This is a genomic window from Limimaricola variabilis (assembly GCF_014195545.1).
Classification (GTDB): Bacteria; Pseudomonadota; Alphaproteobacteria; order Rhodobacterales; family Rhodobacteraceae; genus Limimaricola; species Limimaricola variabilis.
In genome coordinates, this window is sequence record NZ_JACIBX010000004.1 from 229,444 (window position 1) to 240,311 (window position 10,868).

The following is a 10,868-nucleotide window of genomic DNA, read 5'->3' on the forward strand; positions in this document are numbered from 1 at the left end:
GCGCTTCGTTTTTGGACAGGCGCCAGAGGACACTGTCTATCGGTCATTTCGAACCGCACGCTGTTTTCCATCGCCCGATTGTTTATCCCAACAGCTTTGAACCAGAGGCAGTCATGAGGCGGGAGGCAGTGGGATGCTGCGCCGGCTCTTCTCTAAAAGCATGCGGGGAATACGCCATTCCATGATATGCGTCAGGGGTGGTGTTGATGCGCTTTATCGGTTCTGCGACCTGATAAGTTGGCGGCGTGTTATATGCTGCGTGTTTTCAAAAAGTTGACTGGTTTGCGAGGATGATCCGCCAAGGCTCGGCGGATCGTTCGCATGTGTGAGGTGCTCCCCGATCCCTGGACAGGATCTGGCGCCTTCTAAGCTACTCTTAGCTCCTGCTGATCGGGTTGGATGGTGGGGTTTCTCTGCCAGTAGACCACTGCCGGCGGCTGGCCGCCATGGGCGGAATGCGGGCGCTTTCGATTATAGAAATCGATCCAGTTCCTGAGCCCGGCCCGTGCCTCCGAGCCGGTCTCCCAGGCGTGCAGGTAGACGCACTCGTATTTCAAGGTGCGCCAAAGCCGCTCGATGAAGATGTTGTCGAGGTAGCGTCCTTTTCCGTCCATCGAGATGCGGACGCCGGCGCGTCTGAGCAGGTCGGTCCAGGCGAAGGACGTGAACTGGCTGCCCTGGACGCCCTTCTGTTTGTCAAGCGGCGATGCCGGTGGCGTTGATCTGCTTCTGACGCTGCATGATCACGCCGTAGACCTCGCGTGCGATGTAGCGCTTCAGGGTGCGAATGGCCTCAAGCTTGGAATGGCCCTCGGCAACGCGGCGAGCGACATAGGCCTCGGTCCGGTCATCCGTTCTCAAGCGTCCGATGGCGATGATGTGCAAGGCACTGTTCGCGGCCCGGTCTCCGCCCCGGTTCAGGCGGTGCCGGACGGTCTTCCCCGACGAGGCAGGGACAGGGCTGACGCCGCAGAGTGCCGCGAAGCTGGCTTCCGATCTCAAACGCTCGGGATTGTCCCCTGCGGTAAGAAGCAGCTGGCCTGCGCTGTTCTGACCGATCGAATTTCGAGCCAAGAGCTCGGGCGCCAACTCGTTGACGATGGCGCCGATCATCACGTCCAGATCGGCGATCTCGTCGTGCAGTTCCAGATACCGCCGGGCCAGGGACTTCAAACTGATCCGGTAGGCAGCTTCGAGGTCACGGTAAGTGGTGAGGTCGGGCCGCAGCGCCGCGAGCGTCCGGATCAGCTGCATCCGCGTCATCTGACGAAGCTGATCGCGCAATCCGTCCGGTGCCGCGATGATCGTGTTCTGGATCATCTGCAAGGCGATGCGGCGCGCATTGACTGCCGTTTTCCTGCAAACCCTTAGAACCCTGAGAGCTTCCACCATCCCGTCACGGCTGCGAGGCGTCACAGTGCGGTGGCCTGCGAATGCGGCATGCGCAGCGTTCTGCGCGTCCAAATCATCGTTCTTGCCACGCTTGCGGCGATCATGGCGGTCCGGCGCCGTGACCTCCATCACCTCGATGCCGGCCGCTTGCATGAAGCGCAGCAGCCCCGCCCCGTAGCTGCCCGTCGACTCGATGCCAACGCGCACCGGCCTGCCGAACGAGCGCATCCAGGCAAGCATCTGGCGATAGCCTTGGCGTGTGGTGGGAAAGCTGCGCGTGCCAAGAACCCGATCACGCTCATCGACGACAGCGGCAACGTGGAGGTCCTTGTGGGTGTCGACACCGCCAGTGACGTCGGCGGTCAGGCTCGTGTGGTTGTCCATGGCTCAGATCCCGGATTGCGTTGAGCTGCTGGCGCCGCCGCAGACCGATGCATGGACAGGACAGTCACGAGACCAGTGAGGTCAGGCCCTTCTCGGGTCACAGGCAATGGCCGAGGCAGAGCCTCACCGCAGGGCGCTCCCGGGCGGCCGACAGGTCCAGGGAAAGACACGCCGGTCGATCTGAGTGCGGGTCAGGCCGCACCGAGGCACCTTGCGGCGCCAGTCTACCGGGGGCGATCAGTATTTGAGTCAGACCACCCGAGAACTGACAACCATCTTCTGACTATCAGTATTCATGATCTCGGGCAAGCCGAACCGCTGAATCGCTTCGGTCAGCGCCTCGACACAGAACTCGGCCTCCATCGTGTTCGACAGGCGCCAGGCCAGCACTTTTCGGGTGTGCCAATCCATGATCGCCACGAGATAAAGGAAGCCGCGCCGCATGGGGAGATAGGTGATGTCGGCGCACCAGACTTGGTTGGGCCGCTCCACGCGCAACCCCCTCAGCAGGTATGGGTATCGCTTGTGCCCCTTGGCAGGCTTGCTGGTGTTGGGTTTCTGGTAGATCGGCATGAGGCCCATGCGCCGCATCAGCCGCCGCACCCGCTTGTCGTTCACCGCGTGGCCCTCGTTGCGCAGATGCCGGGCCATCTGCCGCACGCCGTAGAACGGCGTTTCGAGAAGCTGCTCGTCGATCAGCCGCATGAGGTCGAGGTTCAGCTCGGTCTCCCCGGCTGGCCGGTAGTAGAACGACGACCGCGAGAGCGACAGCAGCCGGCACTGCCGCCCCACGGACAGGGTCGGATGGTCTCGCTCGATCATGCCGCGCCTCACGTCCCGCCCCAAGGCTTGAGCTTTCTGGACAAAAAATCGTTGGCGACCGCCAGCTCGCCAATCTTGGCATGCAGCTCCTTCACCTGCGTCTCGTCGACTTCGGGCGTCTTCTTCCCGCCCCGCTCGAAGACCCCTGAAGCGCCCTCGAGCAGAGCCCGCTTCCACTGATGGATCAGCGTGGGATGCACCCCGAACCGGCTCGCCAGCTCGGCGGCCGTCTGTTCGCCTTTCAAAGCTTCCAGCGCGACCTTGGCCTTGAAAGCAGGCGCGTGCTGCTTGCGTTTCGACATCTCTGATCTCCTCGTCGGTGAAGATCAGCAGACAGCAAATCGTAGCTTACGTCAGTGCCCTGAAACCGGGGAGCACCTCAGCTCACTCGATTTGACCGGCACCGTGCGCATCGACGGCCTCATGGCTGCTTCGACGATGGCCTCGGCATCATTCGCGTCGTTTTTCTGGCGCTTCACGAACGGCTTCACGTAGATCGGCGGGATCAGCCGAACCTCGTGGCCCATGGCGTTCAATGCTCGAGCCCAATGATGCGAGGTCGCGCAGGCCTCCATCGCCACGACGCAAGGCTCGATCTGCGACATGATCGATAGGAAGCGCAAGCGCGCGACCCGCTTTTTCATGACAGCTCGGCCCTCACGGTCCGCAGCGTGCAGTTGGAAGACGTTCTTGGCCAGATCGACCCCGACTATGGTAATCTTCTCCATGGATGCCTCCTCCCTTGTGGCGATTTCAACATCACCACCTTGGCACATCGATGCCGTCGGGCGGGGGTGTCCACCCCATCAGAACTGGATCGCACCTTTGGAGAAGACCGGGGGCCGTCCCGGCCGTCCCTCGTGCGGCGCGAGCCACGTCATCTCCCGGTCCAGCCAGATCAGCAGAGAGCCACGCTTGCGCAGCGCCGCGTTGTAAGCAGACCAGTTTGTCGTGTGATAGCGGGCAGACATGGGCTTCGTCATGCCACCCACCTAAGCGGCTGATCCGCTGTGTGAACCGTCGGGCCGGGAGTTCTGCAACAACGCCGCTCTGCACCTACATTCCCTTGGCCCGCAGCGCGATGACTCCAGTCTGAGTGCTCGGTCTTCCTCATCCATTGAACAATCTCAGGTCTGCGTATCGGCTCGACTGCAACACCTCCCGCATGTTCGGCAGATCGTTTTCCTCAAGCTTGCGGGTACGTTCGGCTGGTGCGAAGCTGGCCCAGCGGCGTTCGAGGCGATCGCGCAGTACCGGTTCGGGCACGTCGATCATCACCGTCAGGTCGAACAGCGGCGCAAGCCGATCCCAGCCGGGGCGGTCCAGCAGAAGGTAATTGCCCTCGGCCAGAATCAGGCGCGTCTTGGCTTCGATCACGCGAGCACCCGCGCGGGCAATTTCGAGACTGCGGTCGAAGACCGGAACCACCACGTCGCGCCCGTCATCGGCAGCAAGGCGCGTCAGCATCGCGTGAAAGCCATCGACATCGAAGGTATGCGGCGCGCCCTTGCGCGGCCGATCGCCGCGTGCGTTGAGCAACATGTCATCGAAGTGATAGCCGTCCATCGGCAGGATCGCCGTTGCGCCGGGCGCGGTCACGGCTAGGCGGGTCATCAGCTCGTCGGCGACGTGGCTCTTGCCAGCGCCTGGGGGACCGGTCAGTGCCGCGAAGCAGCGCCGCGGTCCCCGTGCCATCGTCGAAAGCCGCTCGGACAGCGCTTCGATCGTGGTGGTTTTGGTCATGCCAACTCACTCCTCAGTCGTATTTGGTGTGGCAGGGTCTTCGATGGCCAGCTGTGGCGGCACTATGACGATCTCGCCCGCCTGGTCGATCCCCGCATCGAACCATTCGAAGCAGCGATCGATCAGTCTCTCAACGTATCACAGGCCTGAACTACCTATTCACCGATCCCCAGGCCGACACGGCCCAGCGAAACTTGCAGCGGCTCGGTCTCGCAGAAGGCGGGGCCGTCGGAGGGCTGAAGTTGATGCTTGGCAACAGTGCCTGGACCTGACCGTCTATAGGCCAAGATCCAGAAGCGCCCGCCGCATGACCTCGGCATCGGCATCGATGCCGGTCCAGTGTTTCAGGCCGATCACCCCCTGACCGACGAGCATGCCCAGACCGTCCGCTGTCTTGCAGCCGCGCGCCTGCGCCGCCCTCAAGAGTTTCGTCAGCGGCGGATTGTGTATGCCGTCGGCCACGACCATGTCCGGCGTCAGGCTGTCGTGATCGATGTCCGGCGTGGCATCGACATCGGGGTAGAGACCGACCGACGTGGCGTTGACGACAAGCCTGGTGCCCTGCGGGACACGGAAGCTGCCCTCCCAGGGCCGGTACTCCGCCGAGGCGGGGGTCCGGTCGTCGATCAGTCGAACCACGGCCTCGCCGCGGGCGGGGCTGCGGTTGACTACGGTGATCTGGGAGACGCCCGCCAGTGCCATCTCGACCGCGACGGCCCGGGCCGCGCCGCCGGCGCCGAACAGCACCGCGCGCTGGCCCGACGGCTCGGTCACCTCGGACAACGCCCGGAGAAATCCCTTGCCGTCGGTATTCTCGCCGATCAGCCGCCCGTCCTCGTGCCGCACGACTGTGTTCACCGCCCCGATGATCTCCGCCGAGCGGCCCAGACCCTCCAGGTACTCGATGACCGCCACCTTATGCGGGATCGAGCAGTTGAAGCCGCGCCAGCCCATTGCCCGCGCCCCTCGGACCGCGTCGCCGAGGTCCTGAGGTGCGACTTCGCAGTTGATGTAGCGCCAGTTCAGCCCGTGATAGCGGAATGCGGCCTCGATCATCGCAACGGTAGGGTTCTCGGCCGCGGGCATGGCGAAGGACCCGACCAATGGTTGCAGGAAATCATGCGGCATGGGGATGTCTCCGTGTCAGGCGGCCGTGGTGGCGGCAAAGGTCGAGGAAAGATGCGCACCGACCCGCAGCGCCTGGGCGGCCACGGTCAGCGCGGGATTGACGGCGGCCGAGGACGGGAAGCAGCCGGCATCGACGACGTAGAGGTTCGGATGATCATGCGCACGGCAGAACGGGTCGAGCGCCGAGCTGGCGGGGTCGGTGCCCATCCGGACGGTGCCGCATTGATGTGACGGCGCCTCGATGCCGAAGCTGTGGCGCAGCACGAGGGGAAAGCCGATCCGGCGTAGCAGCCCGCGGGCGTAACGCACGAACCGGTCATGCGCCTTGCGGTCGGCCGGGTGCCAGATCACCTCCGGCGTGCCGTCGGGCAGCAGCCGCACTCGGCTCGACGCCCGCGGCAGGTCTTCGGACATCACCAGCCAGTCGACGCTGTGGCGGCCCAGCCAGTCGGCCGCGGCGCGCGGCGTGCGCGGATAGGCAGCGCGGATCATCGGCCCCTTGATGTTGCCCAGCATCTGAATGTTGCCGCGCGCCAGCGGATCGCCCTCAATGCCGTGGTAGAAGTCGTTCACCGACAGGGTCTTGGGAAACTTCGTGTCATTGACCGTCCACGGCAGCACGCCCATCAGCCCGGTCAGATGGTGGTTCATCAGGTAGCGCCCGACCACGCCCGAGCGGTTGGCCAGCCCGTCGGGACAGCGCGCGCTGGCCGAGCGCAAGAGGATCAGCGCCGAATTGATCGCACCGGCGCTGAGCACGAAGAGCGGGGCCTCGATCCGGCTGGGTACACCGTGGTCCGTGATCTCGGCGGCGACGATCCTGCGCCCCTCGGCGTCGTGGATCAGCCGGGTCACCCTGACCTCGGTGCGGATCTCGACATTGGCGCGGCCGCGCAGCCGACCCAAGAGCCGGGTTTCGGCATCCCCCTTGGCGCCGAAGCGGCAGCCGAACGCATCGCAGGTGCCGCAGCGCCGGCAGGCGCCGCCGGGGCCGTAATCGACCGCGGACGGCATGGGGAACGGCGTCAATCCGGCACGCTCCAGCCTTTCGGTCATGCGCCGGATCAGCGGTTCGTGCGGCACCGGCGCGTGCTCGTAGCCGCTGCTGCGGGGCGGCTCGGTCGGATCGACCCCGGCCAGACCGCGGATGCCGAACAGCCGCTCGGCCTCGGCGTAATGCGGCTCGAGGTCGGAATAGCTGACCGGCCAGGCCGGGGAGGTCGCGTCCTCATGCGCCACCTCGTCGAAATCGCTTTCGCGAAAGCGGAACATGGCGGTGCCGTAGAACTTGGTGTGCCCGCCCAGGAAGTAATATTGCCCGGGGCGATAGCGGCGGCCGGAACCGTCCTGCCATTCCTCGGTGGTGCGATAGCGGTTTTGTACGAAAACGGCTTCGGCGTCGTTCAGGGCGGGTTCGTTCGGTAACGGCCCACCGCGTTCGAGGATCAGCACCCGCAGCCCCGCCTCGGCCAGCTTCAGCGCCACGGATCCGCCGCCGACGCCGCTGCCGATCACCACGACATCGGGATTTTCCATCCGGCCCGGCATGTCCGACACCCCTCGCTCCCATTGCAATGGCCAGATTACCGAGCCGCCCGGGACCGCACCATTCCCGACTCCGGCAGCTTCTTGTAGGATCACCGCATAATCGAGGAGGGCACCATGCGGCCGTGGTTCGAAAAGGTGACGATTCCGGAGGGCCAGTCCTGCCTGGTCTACGACCGGCGGCTGCCGGAGTTCGCCTTCAACTGGCATCACCACCCGGAATACGAGCTGACGCTGACCCTCGGCGGGCACGGCACGCGCTTCGTGGGCGGCGACGTGGCGCCCTATGCCGATGGCGACCTGGCGCTGATCGGTCCCGATCTGCCGCATGCCTGGCAGTCGCATCACCTGGCCAAGGGCGCCACGGAACACTGCGCCATCATCTGCTGGTTCACCGCCGACTGGGCGCGCGACCTCCTCGCGCTGATGCCCGAGCTCGGCGCCATCGGCGCGCTACTGGGCGAGGCCTCGCAGGGCGTACATTTCGGCCCGGCGACGGCAGCGGCGCTGCGGAGCCGGATGCTCCGGCTCTGCGACCGGCCGCAGGCCGAGCGCGCGCTTGAACTGACCGGCCTGCTGCTGAATCTCGCCGCCGCCCCCGACCGCCGCACGCTTTCGCCGGGTGCCATGGACGCGGCCGAGATGTCCCGAGACCGCCGCCGGATGGAGCGGGTGCTGGCCGATCTCCATGTGCGCTTCGACCAGCCGATCCGTCTCGCGCCGCTCTGCGAGACCGCACATCTGTCCGAAAGCCAGCTTCAGCGCATCTTCAAGCGCAGCACCGGGCTGTCGATTAGCGAATACGTCACCCGCCTGCGGGTCGGTCGGGCCTCGGCGCTGCTCAACCGCACCGACCTGCCGATGGCCTCCATCGCCGAAAGATGCGGCTTTCACGACGCTGCCCACTTCGCGCGGACATTCCGCACCACCACCGGGCGCACGCCGACCAGCTATCGCCGGGAGTTCCATGCCCCGGGGCCAGCAATTCCAACTGGAGCGTTTCCGATGCAGCGCGGAACGGCCGGGTAAGGGGCTGCCTCGGAACTAAAAGGCCCCTTGGTTCGTGGGCGTGTTCTTCGCCAATCTGGAGACAAAGAGGCAATTGCTGAGCAGCAACAGATTCAACGACGAGTTCAAGCAGGACGCAAGCGTGCTCGGGGTGTCACGGCCCGATCAGCTTTCCCGTCACGCTGGATCGAATAGCGCGGTCAGTGCATCTGGGCGGTCCGCAACGCCATTCGTCATGCGGCCTCGAACTCGTCTTCGGGTTCCTTCGCCCCCGTCATATAGGCAACCGCGTCCGACATCGAATGATTCTTGGGGTCGATGACGCAAAGCCGCTGTCCCAGGCGGTGCACGTGTATCCGGTCCGCTAGTTCGAACACGTGCGGCATGTTGTGCGAGATCAGGATGATCGGGATACCGCGCGACTTCACGTCGAGGATCAACTCCAGCACCCGCCGGCTCTCCTTGACGCCAAGCGCGGCGGTGGGTTCGTCGAGGATGATCACCTTGGAGCCGAAGGCCGCGGCGCGGGCGACCGCCACGCCTTGGCGCTGCCCGCCCGAGAGCGTCTCGACCGCCTGGTTGATGTTCTGGATCGTCATCAGCCCGAGGTCGTTCAGCTTCTGGCGGGCGAACTGCTCCATCGCCAGGCGGTCGAGCTGACGGAGCCACTTGCCCCGGAAGCCCGGTTTGCGCAGTTCGCGCCCCATGAACATGTTGTCGGCGATCGACAGGGCGGGCGACATCGCCAGCTGCTGGTAGACCGTCTCGATGCCGGCATGGCGCGCGTCGTTGGGCGAGTGGAAATGCACCTGCCGGCCTTCCAGCGTGACCTCGCCCTCGTCGGGCGTGACCGCGCCCGAGAGCGCCTTGATCAGCGTCGATTTGCCCGCGCCGTTATCGCCGATCACCGCGAGGATTTCGCCCGGGTAGAGGTCGAAGTCGCAATGGTCGAGGGCGACCACCTTGCCGTAACGCTTGACGAGGTTTCGGCCCTTGAGGATGGGTTCGCGTTTCTGTTCGATGCTCATGCCGACACCTTCCTGATCCATTGGTCCACGGCCACGGCGGCAATGATCAGCACGCCGATGAAGAAATAGGTCCACTGCGCGTCGGCCCCGAGCAGTCGCAGCCCGAGCGAGAACACCCCCACGATCAGCGCGCCGAACAGCGAGCCCATGATCGAGCCGCGTCCGCCGAAGAGCGAGATGCCCCCGATCACCACGGCGGTGATGCTCTCGATGTTGGCATCGTAGCCGGACGTGGGCGAGACCGAGCCGATGCGCCCGATCAGCGCCCAGCCGGCGAAGGCGCAGATCAGCCCCGACAGCATGTAGACGGAGACGAGGGTGCGCTTGACGTTGACACCCGAAAGCTGCGCCGCCTCGGCGTCGTCGCCCACCGCATAGACGTGCCGTCCCCAGGCGGTCTGCCGCAGCACCCAGCCCAGCAACACGATCAGCGCGATCATGAACACCACGCCGACGGTAAAGACCGCGCCGCCGATCTCGAACTTGGCGCCGAAAAACTGCAAGATCGGTGCCTCGGCCTCGATCTCCTGCGCGCGGATCGTCTCGTTGGCCGAATAGAGGTAGTTGGTGGCGAGAAAGATCTGCCAGCTGCCCAGCGTCACGATGAAGGGCGGCAGCCGCATCACCGAAACGAGCCAGCCGTTGAGGAAACCGCAGGCCGTGCCGACGGCAAGGCCGCAGGCGACGGCAACGGGGGCGGGGATGCCGTAGCGAAAGGTGAACTGGCCCATCACCACCGAGCTCAGCACCATGATCGCGCCGACCGACAGGTCGATGCCCGCGGTCAAGATGACGAGGCTCTGCGCGGCGGCGACGATGCCGACGATCTGCACCTGCTGCAGGATCAGCGTCAGCGCGAAGGGCGAGAAGAAACGCGAGCCCAGCAGCAGCCCGAAGACGATGATCGAGACCAGCAGCACGATCAGCGGCACCAAGGCGGGCGTGACGTGCAGCGCGTGCTGAATGCGGTGCAGCGGACTTCTGCGGTGATCCTGAAACTCTGCTACCGTCTCGGCGCGTTTCTCGCGCACCGAGGCTTCGTAGTGATCGCTATCTGTCATGGCGCGCCCCTCCCGTGGCGTGTGGCAGGGCGCGCCCCTTCGCGCGGCCCCTCGTCATCGGGGCGGGCGCGGGGCCCGCCCCGTCAGGGACATCCTGCGCCGCCCGAAGACGCGCAGGATGGAATGATCCCGGCGGGGCTTAGCCCCAGCAAAGCTCCTGGCCTTCCTCGACCGAGATCGACTCGACGCCATCGACGGGCTCGTCGGTCACCAGCTTCACGCCGGTGTCGTAGAAGTCCTTGCCTTCGGTGTTCTCGGGCAGGGTGCCGTCCTCGGCGTATTGCGCGATCGCCTCGACGCCGAGCCAGGCCATCTCCAGCGGGTATTGCTGCGAGGTGGCGCCGATGACGCCGTCGGCCACGTTCTGGACACCGGGGCAGCCGCCATCGACCGAAACGATCAGCACGTCATTCTCGCGGCCGATCGCCTTGAGCGCCTCGTAGGCCCCCGCGGCGGCGGGCTCGTTGATGGTGTAGACGACGTTGATCTCGGGGTCCTTGGCGAGCAGGTTCTCCATCGCCGTGCGGCCGCCTTCCTCGTTGCCGGCGGTCACGTCGTTGCCGACGATGCGCGGGTCGTCCTCGTCGCCCCACTTGTTCGGGTCCTTGGTGTCGATGCCGAAGCCGGTCAGGAAGCCCTGGTCGCGCAGCACGTCGACCGAGGGCTGGCTGACGCCGAGGTCGAGCATCGCGATCTTGGCGTTGGCGGCCTCTTCGCCGAGCTTGGCGGCGGCCCATTTGCCGATCAGTTCGCCCGC

At 65.3% G+C, this 10,868-nt stretch carries 10 protein-coding genes and 3 pseudogenes; 1 reads left to right on the forward strand and 12 read right to left on the reverse strand.

Features of this window, described 5'->3' with window-relative positions:
* Positions 1-365: 365 nt before the first annotated feature.
* The 9 genes and pseudogenes from FHS00_RS07920 to FHS00_RS07960 all read right to left on the reverse strand — a co-directional run.
* Positions 366-680 (reverse strand): annotated as a pseudogene (locus FHS00_RS07920) (transposase); the annotation flags it as partial.
* A gap of 16 nt (positions 681-696) precedes the next feature.
* Entirely contained in the window at positions 697-1,776 is a 1,080-nt protein-coding gene (locus tag FHS00_RS07925) for an IS110 family RNA-guided transposase (protein ID WP_183471581.1), read from the reverse strand.
* Positions 1,777-2,025: 249 nt separating this feature from the next.
* Positions 2,026-2,598, reverse strand: coding sequence for an IS3 family transposase (locus tag FHS00_RS17960; protein WP_425486039.1), 573 nt, complete (start codon positions 2,596-2,598; stop codon positions 2,026-2,028).
* Positions 2,599-2,606: 8 nt separating this feature from the next.
* Positions 2,607-2,900 (reverse strand): transposase, encoded by a 294-nt coding sequence (locus tag FHS00_RS17965; protein ID WP_183471585.1) that lies wholly within the window; start codon positions 2,898-2,900, stop codon positions 2,607-2,609.
* Between the two features lie 81 nt (positions 2,901-2,981).
* Positions 2,982-3,326, reverse strand: a pseudogene (locus FHS00_RS07940) (IS110 family transposase); the annotation flags it as partial.
* 81 nt (positions 3,327-3,407) lie between these two features.
* Positions 3,408-3,581 (reverse strand): annotated as a pseudogene (locus FHS00_RS07945) (transposase); the annotation flags it as partial.
* A 127-nt stretch (positions 3,582-3,708) separates the two neighbouring features.
* Entirely contained in the window at positions 3,709-4,341 is a 633-nt protein-coding gene (locus FHS00_RS07950) for a nucleoside/nucleotide kinase family protein (RefSeq protein WP_183471589.1), read from the reverse strand.
* 276 nt (positions 4,342-4,617) lie between these two features.
* Complete coding sequence (aroE, locus tag FHS00_RS07955) at positions 4,618-5,469, reverse strand: shikimate dehydrogenase (protein ID WP_183471591.1); 852 nt, start codon at positions 5,467-5,469, stop codon at positions 4,618-4,620.
* Positions 5,470-5,484: 15 nt separating this feature from the next.
* Entirely contained in the window at positions 5,485-7,017 is a 1,533-nt protein-coding gene (locus FHS00_RS07960; RefSeq protein WP_246391202.1) for a GMC family oxidoreductase, read from the reverse strand.
* A 114-nt stretch (positions 7,018-7,131) separates the two neighbouring features.
* Here FHS00_RS07960 and FHS00_RS07965 point away from each other — a divergent pair, with 114 nt between their 5' ends.
* Positions 7,132-8,043 (forward strand): helix-turn-helix domain-containing protein, encoded by a 912-nt coding sequence (locus FHS00_RS07965; protein WP_183471593.1) that lies wholly within the window; start codon positions 7,132-7,134, stop codon positions 8,041-8,043.
* Between the two features lie 212 nt (positions 8,044-8,255).
* Here FHS00_RS07965 and FHS00_RS07970 read toward each other — a convergent pair whose 3' ends face one another.
* From FHS00_RS07970 to FHS00_RS07980, 3 genes are all read right to left on the reverse strand, one after another.
* Entirely contained in the window at positions 8,256-9,050 is a 795-nt protein-coding gene (locus FHS00_RS07970) for an ATP-binding cassette domain-containing protein (protein WP_183471595.1), read from the reverse strand.
* Positions 9,047-10,111 (reverse strand): ABC transporter permease, encoded by a 1,065-nt coding sequence (locus FHS00_RS07975; RefSeq protein ID WP_183471597.1) that lies wholly within the window; start codon positions 10,109-10,111, stop codon positions 9,047-9,049. Before FHS00_RS07975 ends, FHS00_RS07970 begins: the two co-directional genes overlap by 4 nt.
* Before the next feature lie 139 nt (positions 10,112-10,250).
* Positions 10,251-10,868: substrate-binding domain-containing protein (locus tag FHS00_RS07980; protein ID WP_183471599.1), on the reverse strand; the 618-nt coding region annotated here is incomplete at its 5' end.

Excerpts from the sequence above, each read along its gene's own strand:
- FHS00_RS07925 (WP_183471581.1), bottom strand. The coding sequence starts at position 1,776 with ATGGACAACCACACGAGCCTGACCGCCGACGTCACTGGCGGTGTCGAC.
- FHS00_RS17960 (WP_425486039.1), bottom strand. The coding sequence starts at position 2,598 with ATGATCGAGCGAGACCATCCGACCCTGTCCGTGGGGCGGCAGTGCCGG.
- FHS00_RS17965 (WP_183471585.1), bottom strand. The coding sequence starts at position 2,900 with ATGTCGAAACGCAAGCAGCACGCGCCTGCTTTCAAGGCCAAGGTCGCG.
- FHS00_RS07950 (WP_183471589.1), bottom strand. The coding sequence starts at position 4,341 with ATGACCAAAACCACCACGATCGAAGCGCTGTCCGAGCGGCTTTCGACG.
- aroE (WP_183471591.1), bottom strand. The coding sequence starts at position 5,469 with ATGCCGCATGATTTCCTGCAACCATTGGTCGGGTCCTTCGCCATGCCC.
- FHS00_RS07960 (WP_246391202.1), bottom strand. The coding sequence starts at position 7,017 with ATGCCGGGCCGGATGGAAAATCCCGATGTCGTGGTGATCGGCAGCGGC.
- FHS00_RS07965 (WP_183471593.1), top strand. The coding sequence starts at position 7,132 with ATGCGGCCGTGGTTCGAAAAGGTGACGATTCCGGAGGGCCAGTCCTGC.
- FHS00_RS07970 (WP_183471595.1), bottom strand. The coding sequence starts at position 9,050 with ATGAGCATCGAACAGAAACGCGAACCCATCCTCAAGGGCCGAAACCTC.
- FHS00_RS07975 (WP_183471597.1), bottom strand. The coding sequence starts at position 10,111 with ATGACAGATAGCGATCACTACGAAGCCTCGGTGCGCGAGAAACGCGCC.